This is a genomic window from Nocardia anocheti (genome assembly GCF_029675105.1).
Lineage (GTDB): Bacteria > Actinomycetota > Actinomycetes > Mycobacteriales > Mycobacteriaceae > Nocardia.
Genome location: NZ_JAQQFV010000013.1, coordinates 178,797 through 196,191, shown reverse-complemented (window position 1 = coordinate 196,191; position 17,395 = coordinate 178,797). Strand labels below are relative to the sequence as shown.

Here is a 17,395-nt window from a genome sequence, read left to right as displayed (position 1 = left end):
CCAGCATCTGCTGGGGGCCTTTTTGCGTTCGCGGTTCGGCTACCGTGGAGCTATGGCGACGACGAAGATCGGCACGCACATCAACGCGTCTCGCGCGGAGGTCTACCGGTTGCTGCTCGACGGGGACGCGGTGCGGATGTGGATGGTGCCCGACGGCATGGCCAGCGAGGTGCACCGGTTCGAGGCGGAGGTGGGTGGATCGTTCTCGATCACCCTGATCTACGACGAGGTCACCGACGCAGGGATCATCCCGCAGCACGACGCCTACTTCGGGACCTTCCGGCAGTTGACGCCGGACGAACAGGTGGTCGAGGTGCTCGAGTTCGTCACCGAGAAGCCGGAGATGACCGGCGCGCAGACCGTCACCTTCACCCTGACCGACGAGGACGGCGGCACCCGCCTCGACGTGCTGCACGAGGACGTGCCGCACGGTCTGACCCCGGCCGACAACGAGGTGGGGTGGCAGATGGCGTTGCGCAAGCTCGTCCTGCTGGCCGAACGCGGCACGGTCGACTGATGATCCGTAGCGCGACCGCCATTTTCGGCGTCAGCTCCTCGTAAAGACGCGTCCCTACAGTGGAGGGATGTCGTCCCCGGATCGACACCCGTCCACCGTCGCGGACTACGACGACGCGCGACGGCGGGCGCGGCTGCGCGCGACCCGTCTCGGTCAGCATTGGCGTTCCTGGCGCCGCACCCGGTTGACGGCGGTGCGGTGCGCGCTGGTCGCGGTGGCGGTGCTGGCGCTGTTCGGCCAGTACTGGCGCTACGACGTCGCCCCCGAACGGGAGCGGCTCGCGCACACCACTCCGGCACTGCTGCCCGTCGCGCCACCGCTGCGCGAGGAGGGCTGGGACACCGCCGTCATCGACCTGGTCGGCCTGGGCGGCCTGAACGCGGCACCGACCGCGGCCGCGCTGCCCTCGCTCCGGAATCTGGGTGTGGTGTGGGGTGTGCGCTACGACAACGCCGGTATCGACACCAAGGTCATCGCCGACATGATCGTGGGCGCCACCCAGCGCGCGGGGGTGCGCGACATCGTGCTGGTCGGGCACAGCATGGGCGGGGTGATCGCGCTCGAGGTGGCCCGGCACATCCACCTCGGCAGCGATCGCCGACTCGTGTCGGTGGTGCTGGACTGCACCCCGGTGGATCTGGACGCGGTGCGGCCGCAGAGTCGGGGACGCGGTGCGGATCTGGTCCGGTTCATGGGCTGGCTGCCCGGTGCCCGGGAGAGTCGGTTGCTGCGGATGGCCGTGGAGACGACCGCGCGCCAGGACCGGTTCCTGCGGCGCGACCGAGGCGCGTTGCCGAGTGTCGATGTCGGTGAACTGCGCGGGGCGGTCGCGGAAGTGTTGCGCGACAAGATCTTCTCGCGGGACGCGGCCTCCAACGGCCTGATCGAGGCCCAGTTCCTGGCGATCGTCGCGGGCGGCGCGGCGGGGGATCTGCGGGCGCTGGCGCGGGAGTATCCGGACAAGCAGCGACCGGCCATCGTGTTCATCCGGCCGCGCGACGGTGACCGCGACCAGGTCGTCGATGTCGAGTACTCGCATCGCGTGCTGATCGAACTGTCCGGCGGGGTGGACGGCACGCTGCTGGTGGTGCGGCCGCGTGAGATCGAGCACGCCGATCCGCGCCAGCGCCCGGCGGAATACAACGCGATCATCGAGTCGCAGGTGCTGCCATTCGTGCAGCGCTACCAGCGGGCAACTCCGTCCTGACGGGGGTTCGCGCGGTTCGAATCACGCTAAGGCTAAAGGTATTAGCGCACCACCGTAGTTGCTTCAATCCGAGCTATGCACCGACCGAATCATTTCTTGCCCGGCCTGCGTGGCCGTGCCACCGCCGCGTTTCTCGCGGTGGCGACCATCGCGACCCTCGGCCTGAGCGGGTGCTCGGGCGGCAGCGAGCAGCCGGTCGGCACCCCGGACGCGCCCCTGCCGACCGAGGTCCCGCCGGGGACCACCCTGGTCGTGGCGGATCAGCAGGAGCGTTTGCAGTCGGCACTGCGGCTCTCCGGTGAGCTGGACAAACTGCCGTTCAAGATCGAGTTCGCGAACTTCGTCGGGGGGCCCGCGATCCTCGAGGCGTTCCGGGCGGGGGCGGCCGATGTGGGCCAGGTCGGGGACGTGCCGCCGATCCACGCACTGGCCGCCGGTCAGGACGTGCCGATCGTCGGCTCGTACCAGACCAACTCGCAGGCGCTGAAACTCGCGGTGGCGCCGGGGCGTTCGATCAGCAAACTGACCGATCTGAAGGGCAAGAAGATCGCCTACGCCGAGGGCACCGCCCAGCAGGCGGCGGTGCTCAAGGCGCTCACCAAGGCCGGGCTGAGCACCGGTGACGTGCAGCTGGTCCGGCTGCAGCTGGCCGAGTTCCTCGACGCCGTGCGCACCGGCCAGGTCGACGTCGCCCCGCTCATCGAGCCGAACGTCACCCGACTGCTGCGCACCCAGGGCGCCTCGGTGATCCCGGACTCGGAGACCACGGGCATCTACAGCGGCCTGGCCTACCTGTACGCGCGCCGGGCCGTGGTGACCGATCCGGCCAAGGCGGCGGCGACCCGCGCGCTGGTCGGTGCGTTCGTGCGGGCCTGGCACTGGACCAACACCCACCGCGAGGAATGGGCGACCCGCTACTACGTGGAGAGCCAGAAGGTCAGCGCCGACGACGCCGCGCGCATCGTCGAATCGCTGGGCACCTACACCTTCCCGCACCTGGACCAGGCGCTGGTCGCGCGGCAGCAGACCACCATCGACGCCATCGATTCCGCGGGTGAGCTGCCCAAGAAGATCAAGGCCACCGACGGCTTCGACCTGCGCTTCGACGCCGCGGTCACCGAGGCCGTCACCGCCGCGGGCGCCGCGTTCAGTCCGGCGGCGAGCTGATGGCCACGCTCGACGCCGGTGTGCTGCGCCGGATCCGGGGCGGCACCCCGGCACCGGCCCAGGCGCTCGCGCCACGCGGCCGGGGCAAGCGCAGGCTGGGTCCGGGGCGGCCGATCCCGTTCGGGTTCGCGCTCGGTCCGGCCCTGCTGATCGGGGTCTGGGTCGTCGGGTCGGCGATCGGGGGGATCGACCCCGAGACGCTGCCCGCGCCGTGGACGGTCGCGCAGACCGCCGGTGATCTGATCGCCGACGGCCGATTGCAGTCCAATCTGCTGACCTCGCTGCAACGCGCGGTGATCGGGCTCGGGCTCGGCGTGCTGATCGGGGTGGTGCTGGCCCTGGTGGCCGGGCTCAGCCGCCTCGGCGAGGCGATCGTCGACGGGCCGGTGCAGATCAAGCGTGCCATCCCGACGCTGGCGCTGATCCCGCTGTTCATCGTGTGGTTCGGCATCGGCGAGGAGATGAAACTCATCGTCATCACGACCAGCGTGCTCATCCCGGTCTACATCAACACCCACGCCTACCTGCGCAGTGTCGACGCGCGGTATGTGGAGCTGGCCGAGACGGTGGGGCTGTCGCGGTGGGGTTTCGTGCGACGCATCGCGCTGCCGGGCGCGCTGCCGGGCTTCTTCCTCGGGCTGCGGCTGGCGGTGACCATCTCCTGGCTGGCGCTGGTGGTGGTGGAACAGGTCAACGCGACCAGCGGCATCGGCTACCTGATGACGCAGGCACGCACCTACGGGCAGATCGACGTGATCGTGGTCGGCCTGGTGATCTACGGACTACTCGGACTCTTCGGCGATCTCGCCGTGCGGGCCACGGAACGGAAGGTACTGGCATGGCGACAGACACTGGGCGACTGAGCCAGGAACGCGTGGTGGTGCGCACCCGCGCGTTGACCAGAGGGTTCGGGACGCGGGTCGTCCTCGACGGGATCGACCTCGAGATCCGGCGCGGCGAGTTCGTCGCGCTGCTGGGCCGCAGCGGTTCGGGCAAGAGCACGCTGTTGCGCGCGCTGGCCGAACTCGACACCGAGGTGCCGGGGTCGGGCGAGCTGAGCGTGCCCACCCAGCGGGCGGTGGTGTTCCAGGATTCGCGGCTGTTGCCGTGGTCGCGGGTGCTCGACAATGTCGTGCTCGGGCTGTCGGGCCGCGACGCGAAGGAGCGTGGCCGCTCGGCGCTGGCCGAGGTCGGTCTGGCCGGACGCGAGAACGCGTGGCCGCGTGAGCTTTCCGGTGGCGAGCAGCAGCGGGTGGCGCTGGCGCGCTCGCTGGTGCGGGAACCGGAACTGCTGCTGGCCGACGAACCCTTCGGCGCGTTGGACGCGCTCACCCGTATCCGCATGCACGCGCTGTTGCAGGCGCTGTGCGCGCGGCATCAGCCCGCGGTCCTGCTGGTGACCCACGACGTGGACGAGGCCGTTCTGCTCGCCGATCGCGTGCTGGTCCTCGATGAGGGCCGCATCGCGATCGACCAGCGCATCGACACCCCGCGCCCGCGCAGGCACGCGCATCCGGAGTTCATCCGGTTGCGCGAGGTGCTGCTGGCGGGCCTCGGCGTCGACACCACCGAATTCGAGAAAGTGAAGCAGGCATCATGAGTGCGCCCCGGCAGCTGAGTCTCAACGCGTTCATCTATCCCTCCGGCCATCACGAGGCGGCCTGGCGGCATCCCGACAGCAGGCCCGACCGGATCTACGATGTCTCCTACTACCAGGAGATCGGGCGTACGGCCGAGGCGGCGAAGCTGGACGCGGTGTTCTTCGCCGACGGTCCCGCCCTGCGCACCGACGTGCGCCACAACGCGGCGCCCGGCCTCGAGCCGATCACGCTGCTCACCGCGATCGCTTCGGCGACAACGCATCTGGGGTTGATCGCCACCGCGTCGACCACCTACTACGAGCCCTACAACCTGGCCCGGCTGTTCTCCTCGCTCGACCACATCTCCGGTGGCCGGGCGGGCTGGAACATCGTCACCACCGGCACCGACCTGGCCGCGGCCAACTTCGGACTCGACCGGCACCCGGACCACGCCGAAAGATATGCCCGCGCGCGGGAATTCGTGGACGCGGTGGTGGCGCTGTGGGACAGCTGGGAGGACGACGCGATCCTGCTCGACCGGGAGGCGGGCGTCTACGCCGATCCGGACAGGATCCACCCGATCGACTTCGTCGGCGAGCACCTCCGGGTGCGCGGACCGTTCAATTCCGCGCGGACGCCGCAGGGGCATCCGGTGCTGGTCCAGGCGGGGGCCTCCAACGAGGGGCGGGCCTTCGCGGGCAAGTACGCCGAAGCGATCTTCACCGCGCATCAGCGACTCTCGGACGCGCAGGCGTTCTACGCCGACATCAAGGGCAAGGCCGCCGAGTACGGGCGCACCGCCGATCAGGTGAAGATCCTGCCGGGGATCAGCCCGTTCATCGCCGACACCGAAGAGGCGGCGCTGCGGCTCGAGCGTGAGTTCAACGAGCTCACCGTGCCCGAATACGGGCTCAAGCAGCTGGAATCCATCACCGGCACGTCGCTGCGGTCGCTGGCGCTCGACGAGCCGGTTCCGGTGGAGACCTTCGCGGGGGCGGGCGATGTCACCGACAACGCGCGCAGCCGGTTGCAGGTGGTGGCCGGGATCGTCGAACGGGAGCGGCCGACGCTGCGGGGGTTGCTGCACCGGTTGGCGGGCGCGCGTGGACACCGGGTGTTCGCCGGAACGCCCGAGCAGGTGGCCGACACGATCGAGGAGTGGTTCACCCAGGGCGCGGCCGACGGCTTCAATGTGATGCCGCCGTACTACCCCGGTGGGCTGGAGGTCTTCGCCGAGACGGTGGTGCCGATCCTGCAGGAGCGCGGGCTGTTCCGCACCGAATACAGCGGGACCACGCTGCGCGATCACTTCGGGCTGACCCGTCCGGAGAGCCGGTTCGCTCGCTCCGCCGCGCTCGCGGGATGACGGCCGCTGTTCCGAGGTTGAAAGAGGAGCCGCGCACGCGGCTGCGGTCGATGGCGCTGGCGGTGTTCGTGCCGTCGGCGGTGTACGGGATCGGTTCCGGCGCGGCGGCGCCCATGTTGCCGCTGCACGCGCTCGAATTGGGCGCGTCGGTGGGGACGGCGGGCGTGGTCGTCGCCATGATGGGCTTCGGGCTCATCCTGGGCGACCTGCCCGCCGGGTGGTTGGTGGCGCGGACGGGGGAGCGGCGCGCCATCGCGCTGGGCTCGCTCGCTTGCGCGATCGGGTTGCTGATCGCCATCCTCGCGCCGACCATCGCGGTGTTCGCGCTGGGTCTGCTGATCAACGGTGCGGCGGGCGCGGTGTGGGGGCTGGCCCGCCAGACCTATGTCGTGACCATGGTGCCCGGTGCGGATCGTGGGCGGGCCTTCTCGGCGCTGGCCGGGTGGATGCGGTTCGGGTTCTTCGCCGGGCCGTTCCTCGGCGCGGGGGCCGTGCACTGGCTCGGACCGGTCGGCGGGCTGTGGATCCAGTTCGTGACGACGGTCATCGGTGGCGTGATGGTGTTCGCCATGCCGGAACCCGAGGGCGCGCCCGCGGTGGTCAGCGATCACACGATCCGCTCGGTGGTGGTGCAACACCGCAGGCTGCTGGGGACGCTCGGGTTGGGTGCGTTGCTGATGGGCGCGGCGCGTGCGGCGCGGCAATCGCTGCTGCCGCTGTGGGCGGTGCACATCGGCGCGGACGCGGCCACCACGAGTCTGGTCTTCGGTATCGCGGGCGCGGTCGACGTGCTCATGTCCTATCCGTCGGGCATCCTGCTGGACCGCTACGGTCGGCGCGCCATCGGTGTGCCCGCCATGATCGGCTTCGCCGTCGGTTACGCGGTACTGCCCTTCGCCGGGTCGGTGGCCGGACTGACCGCGGTGGCGGTGTTGCTCGGCTTCGCCAATGGGCTGAGCAACGGGGTGATCATGACCGTGGGCGCCGATGTCGCCCCGCCCGAGCAGCGCGCCGAATTCCTCGGCGCCTGGCGGCTCACCCACGACATCGGCATGTTCGCCGGACCGATCGCGGTCGGCGCGATCAGCGCGGTGACGGTCCTCGGCGCGGCCGCGGCCACCCTCGCGGTCGCCGGAGTCGGCGGCGCCGCGGCGATGTACCGCTGGTTCCCGGGCCGGGTGACCGGGTCCGTGCCGGTGATCGATCCGAAGAGTGCCGGGCAGGTGGAACCGGGTCTTCCGGGGCCAGCCGTCCTCGGCGGACTACCGAACGGCGGCCCGTAGGACCGGCGGCTCAGGCCAGGCCGTCGACCAGTGGGGCGGGCAACTCCCTCTCGCGAATTGTCCGGCGCCGGTGTTCGGGGTGATCAGCGGATGCGGGTGCCGAGGATGCTGCGGACGCCCGCGAGGAAGAGTTGGAGGCCGAAGTCGAAGCGGGCGGTGGGGTCGGGGGTGTCGAGCAGGGGGGAGGAGTCGTCGGGCAGGGCGCCCGCGGAGTCCATCTGCATGCGGGACTGTTCGTCGACGGTCTGGCCCAGGACGTAGTAGAGCAGGGTGTAGGCCGTGAGTTCGGCTTCCTCCCTGGTCATTCCGGCCCGGATGACGATTCCGGCCAGGCGTTCACGGGCCTTGCTGGTGGTCAGGCGGGAGGCGTAGGTGGCCGAGACGAGTTCGGCGCCGTCGCGGTAGGCGAGCAGACAGTCGCGCAGGCGGTGGGCCAGTTCGGTGACCTGGCCCTGCCATTCGGTGGCCGCCACGGGCTCGTCCATGGGGGCCAGGATCCGGTCGGCGACCGCGCCGAGCAGGGTCTGCTTGTCCTTGACGTGCCAGTACAGCGCGCCCGGCTGCACCTGCAGCGCACCCGCCAATCTGCGCATGGTCAGGTCGGCCAGACCGTACTGGTCGAGGATCTCGACGGCGGCATCGACCACATCCGTCTTCCGCAGTTGCACGCGCGTCCTTCCGTCCGATTCGCCGACCCGGGTGTGATGGCTCACTCCCAGCCGCTACCCTATCCTGAACACCGTTCAAGTTGCGCGGCCACGCCGGGTGGATCACCCCTGTCGACCGCGCGTACCCCGACGAAGGGACTACACGTCGTGACGCAGGCACCCGTCCAGACCGACATTCTGGCCATCGCCCGTGAGCAGGTGTTCGAGCGCGGCGAGGGCCTCACCGAGGAGCAGACCGTCGAGGTGCTGCGCCTGGGTGACGACCGCCTGGAAGCGCTGCTCGAGCTCGCCCACGAAGTGCGGATGAAGTGGTGCGGCCCCGAGGTCGAGGTCGAGGGCATCATCAGCCTCAAGACCGGCGGCTGCCCCGAGGACTGCCACTTCTGCTCGCAGTCGGGCCTGTTCCAGTCGCCGGTGCGCGCGGCCTGGCTCGACATCCCCAGCCTGGTCGAGGCGGCCAAGCAGACCGCCAAGACCGGCGCCACCGAGTTCTGCATCGTGGCCGCCGTGCGCGGTCCGGACGCGCGCCTGATGGCCCAGGTCGCCGCCGGTGTGGAGGCCATCCGCAACGAGGTCGACATCCAGGTGGCCTGCTCGCTGGGCATGCTCAACCAGGAGCAGGTCGACCAGCTCGCCGCGATGGGCGTGCACCGCTACAACCACAACCTCGAGACCGCCAAGTCGCACTTCCCCAAGGTCGTCACCACCCACACCTACGAGGAGCGCTGGGACACCCTGCGCATGGTGCGCGAGGCGGGCATGGAGGTGTGCTGCGGCGGCATCCTCGGCATGGGCGAGACCATCGAGCAGCGCGCCGAATTCGCCGCGCAGCTGGCCTCGCTCGAGCCCGACGAGGTGCCGCTGAACTTCCTCAACCCGCGCCCCGGCACCCCCTTCGGTGACCTCGAGGTGCTGCCCGCCGCCGACGCGCTGCGTGCCATCGCCGCCTTCCGCCTGGCGCTGCCGCGCACCATCCTGCGCTTCGCCGGTGGCCGCGAGATCACCCTGGGCGACCTGGGCGCCAAGCAGGGCATGCTCGGTGGCATCAATGCCGTCATCGTCGGCAACTACCTCACCACGCTGGGTCGTCCGGCCGAATCGGACCTCGACCTGCTCGGTGAGCTGAAAATGCCGATCAAGGCGTTCAACGACACCCTCTGACGCGACGGCACAGTAGGGTGACAGACATGGACGAGCGCTACAACCCGTTCACCGGCAAGCGGATCGTGCCCGGTCTCGACGACGCGACGCCCGCCGCCGCGGCACTCGGGCTCGAACCGCCCCGGTTCTGCGAACAGTGCGGACGCCGGATGATCGTGCAGGTGAGCCCCGACGGCTGGTGGGCCAAGTGCTCGCGGCACGGGGTCATCGAATCGGCGCAGCTGGAACGCCGCTAGTGCTCGGCGCACAGCCGCGTCCGGAGGTGTTGCGGCGCGAGGTGATCGGGGTCGGCGTGGTCGCCGGTCTCGTCCTCGCGGCCAGCGCGGTGGCCGGGGTGGTGTGGGGTCTGCTCGCCCCGACCCAGCGCCTGCGGGTCACCTCGCCGGGCAAGGGCGCGGTCCTCACCGGCGAGAGCACGCACCTGTTCGACGCGGTCGCGGTGTTCCTGTGTCTGGGCGCGGTGGTCGCGGTGCTGAGTGTGGCCGCGGCCTGGCGGGTGCGCGGTGCGCGCGGGCCCGCGCTGGTGCTCGGGATGCTGGCGGCCTCGGGACTCGGTGCGGCCGTGATGATGTGGGTCGGCGAGTGGGTGGCCGAGCTGCGGCATCCACGGCCCGACGATCCCGCCATCGGTGAGATCGTGGCGTTGCCCGCCGAGGTGGGCACCCACCTCGCGCTGCTCGTGCAGCCCCTGCTGGCCGCGCTGGTGCTGTTGTTCCTGGCCGCGCTGCATCCGCGCACCGATCTCGGTTCGGGCACCGCGGGCCTGCTCGGTGACCTGCGACCGGCCGAATTCGACGACTATCCGGTGCACGACGCGGTGCCGGAGTATCGGCCCAGCGGCGATTTCGACGCGAGTCCGCAACCCCGGGCCTGAGCACCTCCCGATCGCTACCATCGCGAGTATTCGCAGGTGGGCGGCTCGGGAGGAGCGGTCATGGGATTCATCGGTGGCGGCCCGGTCGTCGAAGAGCTGGACGCGAAATTCTGGCGGCTCACCGAACCGCTCACGTATCAGGGGGCGGTCGAAACCTTCACCGTGCCCGCGGGATTCCGCACCGACTTCGCCTCGGTGCCGCGCGCGCTGGTCTGGTTGATCCCGCGTTACGGCGCCTACACGCGCGCCGCGATCCTGCACGACTATCTGTGTCGCGGTGCGCAAGTCAGCCGGGCCGACGCCGACGGCATCTTCCGGCGCTGTCTGCGTGAGTTCCGGATCTCGGTGCCACGACGCTGGATGATGTGGGCGGCGGTGCGGCTGGGCTCGCACCTGCGCGGCGCGACGGTGGGTGATGTGCTGCGCTGGTTGCTGATCGCGGTGCCCTCGCTGGTGTTCCTGGCCCTGCCGGTCACCGTGGTGACCACCTTCCTGCTGCTGTTCTGGCTGGTGGAACTGGCATTCTGGGCGATGAGCAGGCTCGGCAGGCGCACCACCGTGCCGCCGCCGACACCGCAGATGAAGACCGCCTGATTCACCCGGAACGGGCGATGCGCTCGCCCGGTGGGCGCTCTAGCGTCGGGGCGACAGTGGTCCGCCCACCACCAGGAGGCCCCGATGCGTCTGCCCGAGCAGGCTTCCGCACCCGCGTCACCGGAATGGTCGATTCCACGTGGCCTGATCGTCCTGCTGGCGGTGGCGGCGAGCGTGGTGGCCATCGGCGGTATGAAGGCGTTCTCCGGGGTGATCGGCCCGACCTTCCTGGCCCTCATGCTCACCATCGCGGTGCAGCCGGTGCAGGAGTGGGCGCGCAGGCGCGGCTGGCCCGCCTGGCTGGGCATGCTGTGCGCGCTGGGCGCGGTGCTGTTCATCCTGATCGGGCTGGTCGGGGCCCTGGCGCTGTCGGCCTATCAATTGGCCTCGCAACTGCCCGAATACACCGCCAGGCTCAACGATCTGCTCGACTACGCGCGTGATCTGCTCGCCGATCTGGGGGTGAGTACCGAACAGATCCAGAAGGCACTGCACAACATCGACATGAGCAAGCTCGTCGGCCTGGTCGACGACCTGCTCGGCGGGGCGATCGGGGTGTTCTCGAATCTGTTCTTCGTCGTCGCGCTGCTGCTGTTCATGGCGGTGGACGGGATGAGCATCCGTCAGCGCATGAGTGTGGTGGCGCGGCAGCGGCCCGCCATCGCGCACGCGCTGGGCGAATTCGCCTACGGCACCCGCAAATACCTGGTGGTCTCGACGGTGTTCGGCGCGATCGTCGCGGTGCTCGACGGTGGGGCGCTGTGGCTGATGGGGGTGCCGCTGCCGCTGCTGTGGGCGCTGCTGTCGTTCATCACCAACTATATTCCCAACGTCGGGTTCGTCATCGGCGTCATCCCGCCCGCGCTGCTGGCGCTGCTCGACAGCGGGCCGGTGCTGATGGTGTGGGTGATCGTGGTCTACTCGGTGATCAACTTCGTGATCCAGTCGATCATCCAGCCCAAATTCGTCGGCGACGCCGTGGGATTGAGCGTCACGCTGACCTTCCTGTCTTTGGTCTTCTGGACCTGGGTGCTCGGCGGACTCGGCGCGATCCTGGCCGTCCCGCTGACGCTGCTGGTGAAAGCGCTGCTGCTCGACATCGACCCGTCCACCCGCTGGGCCGACGTGCTGATCGGCGCCCCGCTGAACAAGAAGGAACTCGCCGAGGAGAAGGAGTCGCCATGACCCCCGCCCGCTCGGCCCCGCATCCGGTCCGGCAGGGGTTCGCCGGGGGCATCACCATGCTGATCGTGGTGTTGCTGCTCGTCTCGAGCACGCTGTCGATCCTGCGTGGGATCGCGCTGATCGCCGGTGATCAGCTCGCCCGGGTACCCGACTACAGCTATTCTCTCGACCGGACCACGTGGGGCTGGATCGATGTGGCGCTGGGTGTCCTGGGCGTCTGTGTGTCCGTCGGACTGATCCTCAGCGCCACCTGGGCGCAGGCCCTCACCATCGCCGTGGTGGCACTGTCGATCATCGGCAGCTTCCTGTCGCTGCCGTACCACCCGTGGTGGTCGGTGATCGTCATCGCGCTGGACGTGATCGTCATCTGGGCGGTGTCGAGCTGGCAGCCCTACCACTTCTGAGGCGCCGGAAAACCACTGGCGCCCACCCCCGTTCCTCCCTACCGTGGACCGGTCACGATCACCAGGGGGAGGACCCGACCATGCCCAGCACCGACCGACAACCCACTGAACGCCCCGACCTCACCGCCTGGCGCCACCGCCACGCCTTGCGCAGTTCCGGCGCCGCCACCCCGATCCCCAGCGCCCGCACCTACCGCCGCTCCGAAAAACACCGAAACCGCCGATACGAGTAGGTTCATCTCGCCGGGGAGGCGGGGTCACATGTCGAGGCCGAGGTCGAGGACTCGGACGGAGTGGGTGAGGGCGCCGATGGCCAGGTAGTCGACGCCGGTGTTCGCGTAGTCGGAGGCCTGGTCGAGCGAGAGGCCGCCGGAGGACTCGAGTTTCGTGGTGGGGGCGGTGGCGTCGCGGCGTTGGACGGCGGCCTGGGTCTGCCAGAGGGGGAAGTTGTCGAGCAGGACGAGTTCGACGTTCTCGGTGAGGACGGCGTCGAGTTGTTCGAGGCTGTCGACCTCGACCTCACAGGCGATGTCGGGGGCGAACTCGCGGACCGCGCGCAGGGCGTTGACCACCGAGCCCGCGGCCACTACGTGGTTGTCCTTGATCAGGGCCGCGTCACCCAGACCCATGCGGTGGTTCACACCGCCGCCCACCCGGACCGCGTACTTCTGCAGGGCGCGCAGGCCGGGCAGGGTTTTGCGGCTGTCGCGGATCGCGCAGCCGGTGCCCTCGACGGCGTCGACCCACGCCGCGGTGGCGGTGGCGATGCCGGACAGGTGGCAGACCAGATTGAGCATGGTCCGCTCGGCGGTGAGCAGCCCGCGCGTGGGGGCGACGATGCTCAGCACCGAGGTGCCGGGCTCCACGCGGGTGCCGTCGGCGACCCGGCCGGTGATCTCGTAGCTGTCCGCGCCGAGCACCTCGTCGAGCACGAGCAGCCCGACATCGAGCCCGGCCACGGTGCCGTGCTGACGGGAGACCACCGACGCCTTGCTGACCGCGTCGGCGGGCACCGTCGCCACGGTGGTGACATCGGGCCCGTAGCGCAGGTCCTCGTCGAGGGCGTTGCGGATCAGCGTCAGCAGTTCGTCGCGGTCCAGGCTGGCATCCAGCGCCATCACTGCACTCCTGTTCTCCGGCGCGCGGGGCGCCGAGTCGATCGGGTGGCGACGCGGCGCGCGCCACCGGTGGTCTCGTCCGGGCGCAACGCGTGCGCGGTGCCCGCAATCTCGGGATGATCGGCCGACCGAGCTCCGGCCGACCCGGCGAAACGCCGCCCGGTCCGCCGGGACGATTCGCCGGAGCCGACGGCCTCGGTGATCACCGTGCGCTCAGGGGGACCGGACCGGCCTCGACCGGCAGCTCTTCGCCCAGCGGTAGCGACGCCGCGGCCCGCACCTCGAGCTCGCCGTCCGCGTCGAGCCGGATCGTGGTGCTGTGCCGTCGGCCCTCGACCGGTCCCGCGTACTCCGAGCGGGTGTGGCAGCCACGGCTTTCCGCGCGGTCGGCGGCCGCGATCAGCAGTGCGCGGGCGGTCAGGGTGAGAGCGGCGTCCTCGACCCAGCGCAGTACTCGCGCGGAGTCGAAACCGGCGGGGTCGAGGGGTGACGCGACCGCGCGCGCGGCGTCGATCGTCGCGAGCGCGCCGGTGAGTCCGGCGCCGTCGCGGACGACCGAGGCGTGCTCGGTCATGGCCCGCTGGACCACGGACCGGTCGGCGAATTCGACTGTCCAGGAGTCGATGTGGCCGACCTCGGTGCGGTGGCCGAGGCGTTCGACGGCAGCGGCACCGGCCCGTTCGCCGACGACCAGACCTTCCAGCAGGCTGTTGGAGGCCAACCGGTTCGCCCCGTGCAGACCCGTCCGGGCGACCTCGCCCGCGGCGTAGAGGCCGGGAATTCCGGTCCGGCCGTGGGTGTCGGTGCGGACGCCGCCGCACTGGTAGTGGGCGCCGGGGGCGACCGGGATCAGCTGGGTCGCGGGGTCGATGCCCGCGGCCAGGCAGGAGGCGGTGATAGTGGGGAAACGCTCGGCGAAACCGTCGAGGTGGCGGGCGTCGAGGAAGACGTGATCGGTGCCGGTGGCACGCATGCGCTCGGCGATGGCCCGCGAGACCACATCGCGCGGGGCGAGATCGCCGCGCGGATGCACGCCCGCGGTCACCGATTCGCCGTGTGCGTCGAGGAGTGTCGCGCCCTCGCCGCGCACGGCTTCGCTGATCAGCGGCCGTCTCCCCACTCCACCCGGGGTGTAGAGGACCGTCGGATGGAACTGCACGAACTCGAGATCGGCCACCTCGGCACCCGCCCACAGGGCCAGCGCCAGGCCGTCACCGGTGGCGCCGGGCGGGTTGGTGCTGGAGGCGTAGAGCTGGCCGAGTCCGCCGGTCGCCAGCAGCAGGGCGGGGGAGCGGACCACCCCGAAACCGTTGGGCGACACCGCGACAACGCCACGCACGCCGTCCGGCCCGGTGAGCACGCGCAGGGCCGCCGCGCCGAACAGCACCGGCAGCCCGGCGGCATTGAGCGCCCGCTGCACCTCCGCGCCGGTGGCGTCACCGCCCGCGTGGATGATGCGGCGGGTGCTGTGCCCGCCCTCGCGGGTGCGCGAGATCTGGCCGTCGCGGCCCAGATCGAACACCGCGCCCAGATCGGTCAGCGCGGCCACCGCCGCCTGACCGCCCTCGACGATCGAGCGCACCGCGTCGACCTCGCACAGCCCGGCCCCGGCCTCCACCGTGTCGAGCACATGCGAGTCGACCGAGTCGCCGCGCGGCGCGACCACCGCGATCCCACCCTGGGCGTACTGCGTGGAGGTGTCGGTCGGGCCGCCCTTGCTGAGGATCAGCACGCGCAGGCCGCGCAGCGAGGCGGTGCGCGCGGCGGTGAGCCCCGCGACGCCGCCGCCGACGACCACCAGGTCGACCTCGGCCTCCCAGGAGACCGGAACCGTCGCCGTCACGGCCGTTACCGCGTCGACCGTGCGGGCGCCGAGGGGGTCACTCCCCACCGCCAGGGTTGCCGATCTCGATCATCCGCTGCACCGAAGCGCGTCCGGCCTCGGCCATCGCCAGGTCGACGTGCACCTCGTCGGCGCCCTCGACCAGGCAGCGCAGCAGCGCGGCCGGGGTGATCATCTTCATGTACGGGCAGGAGGCGCGGTCGTTGACGGCCTGGAAGTCGATGCCGGGCGCGGCCTTGCGCAGCTGGTGCAGCATGCCGATCTCGGTGGCGACCAGCACCTGGGTGGACTTGGCCTGCTTGGCGGCGTCGATCATGCCGCCGGTGGACAGGATGTGCACACGGTCGGCCGGGAACGAGCCCTCACCGGCCAGGTACAGCGCCGAGGTGGCGCAGCCGCACTCCGGGTGCACGAACAGCTCGGCGTCGGGGTGGGTGCGCGCCTGCTCGGTGAGCTCCTCGCCGTTGATCCCGGCGTGCACGTGGCACTCGCCCGCCCAGATGTGCATGTTCTCGCGCTTGGTCTCGCGCTTGACGTGCGCGCCGAGGAACTGGTCGGGCAGGAACAGTACCTCGCGGTCGGGATCGATCGAGGCGACCACGTCCACGGCGTTGGAGGAGGTGCAGCAGATGTCGGTGAGCGCCTTCACCTCGGCGGTGGTGTTGACGTAGGAGACCACCATCGCGTCGGGGAACTCGGCCTTCCAGGCGCGCAGTTCGTCGGCGGTGATGGAGTCGGCCAGCGAGCAGCCCGCGCGCTCGTCGGGGATGAGCACGGTCTTGGCCGGGCTCAGGATCTTGGCGGTCTCGGCCATGAAGTGCACGCCGCAGAACACGATGGTGTCCTCTTCGGCCTCGGCCGCGATGCGCGAGAGCGCCAGCGAGTCGCCCACGTGGTCGGCGACGTCCTGGATCTCGGGCAGCTGGTAGTTGTGCGCCAGGATGGTGGCGTTGCGCTCGCGTGCCAGTCGGCGCACTTCCCGCGCCCATTCCGGGGTCGCCTCGACACCCGCGTATCCGGTGGGTCCGTCGAACACCGAGCCCATCAGCGGCTGTGCAGTCGTCGTCGCCATGATGGCTCCCTTCTTCGTGCGAGCGGCGCCGTCGCCACGATTCGCACCTAACCAGGTTTTCGACTTATAATCGAAAACGTGCCCCATAGTAACACCATCCACGAATCGCTCACCGCGGTGTTCCAGGTTCGCCGCTTCCCCGCCGACATTTCCGCAGGTAGTGGCGTTTCGGGTCGGTCGAAGCACCCGGAACTGGCGGTTCTGCTGTGGGAGCGGGCGCTGGATCCACAGAAGGGCACCTGGTCGCTACCGGGCGGTCGGTTACGTGACGACGAGGACCTCGACACCTCGGCGCGCCGTCAGCTCGCGGAGAAGGTCGACGTGCGCGAGCTGTCGCATCTCGAGCAGCTCTCGGTGTTCAGCAATCCGCATCGGGTGCCCGCGCCGCGCCGCATCGCCTCGGCCTATCTGGGCCTGGTTCCGCTGACCACCGAACCGGAGCTGCCGCCCGACACCCGTTGGCATCCGGTCTCGGCGCTGCCGGACATGTCCTTCGACCACCGCACCGTCGTCGACCACGCCCGCACCCGCCTGGCCGCGAAACTCTCCTACACGAATATCGCCTACGCCCTCGCCCCGGATATCTTCACGCTGTCGGTGCTGCGCGAGATCTATTGCGCGGCACTGGGGTACGACGTCGATACGACCAACCTCCAGCGAGTCCTCACCCGCCGCAAGGTGATCACCCCCACCGGCGACACCGCCCCCTCCGGCCGCGCGGGCGGTCGCCCCGCCGCCCGCTACCGATTCACCGACTCCGGCCTGCGCGTCACCGACGAGTTCGCGGCCCTGCGCCCGCCGACCTGAGCGGTGTCGCGCGCCCGAAACCTGTCGGTGCCCGGTGCGACACTGCTGTCATGGATGCCGAATCGAATGCGCAGGACAGTGTCTCGACCGTTTCCTACGACGATCCCGACGCGCCGTGGAACCGCGAGTACTCGCCGGAGGAGATGGTGGGGTGGAACGACGGCGTCGTCACCGAGTTCCGGGAGAACGGCGGCGTGGTCGGCGGTGACTACGCGGGCGCGACCCTGCTCCTGTTGACGACGACGGGTGCGAAAAGCGGTCGCCCCCATCTGGTTCCGCTGGGCGCGCTGTACCGCGACGACACGCTGTACGTGAGCTCTTTCGTCGAGGGTCGGTACCCGGCCTGGTTCCACAACGCGAAGGCGAATCCGCGGGTGACGGTGGAACTGGGTGGGGAGACCTTCTCGGCCACCGCCGAGGTGCTCGAGGGTGCCCACTACGACGAGTTCGCGGCCTGGGCGCTGGCGAACAACAGCCTGCTGGCCGAGTACCAGGCCACGGTGGACAAGCCGCTGCCGCTGGTGGTGTTGCGTCGCGACGTGTGATCAG

General features: G+C 70.2%; 19 protein-coding genes. 15 read left to right on the top strand and 4 right to left on the bottom strand.

All coding sequences use genetic code 11. The annotated features are described in order from the left end of the window. Positions 1 to 52: 52 nt before the first annotated feature. The 7 genes from QC180_RS28870 to QC180_RS28840 all read left to right on the top strand — a co-directional run bounded on the left by QC180_RS28870 (position 53) and on the right by QC180_RS28840 (position 7,120). Positions 53 to 517 carry an SRPBCC domain-containing protein gene (locus QC180_RS28870; RefSeq protein WP_278266012.1) on the top strand — a complete coding sequence of 155 codons (465 nt, stop codon included), beginning with the start codon at positions 53 to 55 and terminating at the stop codon, positions 515 to 517. A 67-nt stretch (positions 518 to 584) separates the two neighbouring features. Beyond that, a complete protein-coding gene (locus tag QC180_RS28865; RefSeq protein WP_278266011.1) occupies positions 585 to 1,724 on the top strand; it encodes an alpha/beta fold hydrolase in 1,140 nt (379 codons plus the stop codon). Between the two features lie 75 nt (positions 1,725 to 1,799). Then, positions 1,800 to 2,891, top strand: a complete 1,092-nt coding sequence (locus tag QC180_RS28860; RefSeq protein WP_278266010.1) for an ABC transporter substrate-binding protein — start codon at positions 1,800 to 1,802, stop codon at positions 2,889 to 2,891. Then, a complete protein-coding gene (locus tag QC180_RS28855; RefSeq protein WP_278266009.1) occupies positions 2,891 to 3,754 on the top strand; it encodes an ABC transporter permease in 864 nt (287 codons plus the stop codon). The genes QC180_RS28860 and QC180_RS28855 overlap by 1 nt, the downstream gene beginning before the upstream one ends. Beyond that, entirely contained in the window at positions 3,730 to 4,491 is a 762-nt protein-coding gene (locus QC180_RS28850) for an ABC transporter ATP-binding protein (RefSeq protein ID WP_278266008.1), read from the top strand. Before QC180_RS28855 ends, QC180_RS28850 begins: the two co-directional genes overlap by 25 nt. Beyond that, the gene (locus tag QC180_RS28845) at positions 4,488 to 5,837 is read left to right on the top strand and encodes an LLM class flavin-dependent oxidoreductase (protein WP_278266007.1); all 1,350 of its coding nucleotides are present in this window, start codon (positions 4,488 to 4,490) and stop codon (positions 5,835 to 5,837) included. The genes QC180_RS28850 and QC180_RS28845 overlap by 4 nt, the downstream gene beginning before the upstream one ends. Beyond that, positions 5,834 to 7,120, top strand: coding sequence for an MFS transporter (locus QC180_RS28840; protein WP_278266006.1), 1,287 nt, complete (start codon positions 5,834 to 5,836; stop codon positions 7,118 to 7,120). The genes QC180_RS28845 and QC180_RS28840 overlap by 4 nt, the downstream gene beginning before the upstream one ends. An 83-nt stretch (positions 7,121 to 7,203) precedes the next feature. On the opposite strand, the gene QC180_RS28835 is transcribed toward QC180_RS28840, so the two are convergent. Continuing rightward, positions 7,204 to 7,788, bottom strand: coding sequence for a TetR/AcrR family transcriptional regulator C-terminal domain-containing protein (locus tag QC180_RS28835; RefSeq protein ID WP_278266005.1), 585 nt, complete (start codon positions 7,786 to 7,788; stop codon positions 7,204 to 7,206). A gap of 147 nt (positions 7,789 to 7,935) precedes the next feature. Between QC180_RS28835 and bioB the strand changes: the two genes are divergently transcribed. From bioB to QC180_RS28805, 6 genes are all read left to right on the top strand, one after another. After that, entirely contained in the window at positions 7,936 to 8,949 is a 1,014-nt protein-coding gene (bioB, locus tag QC180_RS28830; RefSeq protein WP_278266004.1) for a biotin synthase BioB, read from the top strand. A 26-nt stretch (positions 8,950 to 8,975) separates the two neighbouring features. Then, positions 8,976 to 9,185, top strand: a complete 210-nt coding sequence (gene bsaP, locus QC180_RS28825) for a biotin synthase auxiliary protein BsaP (protein WP_278266003.1) — start codon at positions 8,976 to 8,978, stop codon at positions 9,183 to 9,185. After that, positions 9,185 to 9,823, top strand: coding sequence for a DUF2567 domain-containing protein (locus QC180_RS28820; RefSeq protein WP_278266002.1), 639 nt, complete (start codon positions 9,185 to 9,187; stop codon positions 9,821 to 9,823). Before bsaP ends, QC180_RS28820 begins: the two co-directional genes overlap by 1 nt. 60 nt (positions 9,824 to 9,883) lie before the next feature. After that, complete coding sequence (locus tag QC180_RS28815; RefSeq protein WP_278266001.1) at positions 9,884 to 10,417, top strand: DUF1353 domain-containing protein; 534 nt, start codon at positions 9,884 to 9,886, stop codon at positions 10,415 to 10,417. Positions 10,418 to 10,501: 84 nt separating this feature from the next. Next, entirely contained in the window at positions 10,502 to 11,602 is a 1,101-nt protein-coding gene (locus QC180_RS28810) for an AI-2E family transporter (protein ID WP_278266000.1), read from the top strand. Continuing rightward, entirely contained in the window at positions 11,599 to 12,006 is a 408-nt protein-coding gene (locus QC180_RS28805; protein ID WP_278265999.1) for a DUF7144 family membrane protein, read from the top strand. The genes QC180_RS28810 and QC180_RS28805 overlap by 4 nt, the downstream gene beginning before the upstream one ends. Before the next feature lie 257 nt (positions 12,007 to 12,263). Here QC180_RS28805 and nadC read toward each other — a convergent pair whose 3' ends face one another. From nadC to nadA, 3 genes are all read right to left on the bottom strand, one after another. Next, positions 12,264 to 13,124, bottom strand: coding sequence for a carboxylating nicotinate-nucleotide diphosphorylase (gene nadC / locus QC180_RS28800; protein WP_278265998.1), 861 nt, complete (start codon positions 13,122 to 13,124; stop codon positions 12,264 to 12,266). 202 nt (positions 13,125 to 13,326) lie between these two features. Next, positions 13,327 to 14,967 (bottom strand): L-aspartate oxidase, encoded by a 1,641-nt coding sequence (locus tag QC180_RS28795; protein WP_278265997.1) that lies wholly within the window; start codon positions 14,965 to 14,967, stop codon positions 13,327 to 13,329. A gap of 37 nt (positions 14,968 to 15,004) precedes the next feature. After that, complete coding sequence (nadA, locus tag QC180_RS28790) at positions 15,005 to 16,039, bottom strand: quinolinate synthase NadA (protein ID WP_278265996.1); 1,035 nt, start codon at positions 16,037 to 16,039, stop codon at positions 15,005 to 15,007. A gap of 78 nt (positions 16,040 to 16,117) precedes the next feature. Between nadA and QC180_RS28785 the strand changes: the two genes are divergently transcribed. After that, on the top strand, positions 16,118 to 16,846 hold the full coding sequence (locus QC180_RS28785; protein ID WP_278265995.1) for an NUDIX hydrolase: 729 nt from the start codon (positions 16,118 to 16,120) through the stop codon (positions 16,844 to 16,846). A gap of 50 nt (positions 16,847 to 16,896) precedes the next feature. After that, the gene (locus QC180_RS28780) at positions 16,897 to 17,391 is read left to right on the top strand and encodes a nitroreductase/quinone reductase family protein (RefSeq protein ID WP_278265994.1); all 495 of its coding nucleotides are present in this window, start codon (positions 16,897 to 16,899) and stop codon (positions 17,389 to 17,391) included. The last annotated feature ends 4 nt before the right edge of the window (positions 17,392 to 17,395 follow it).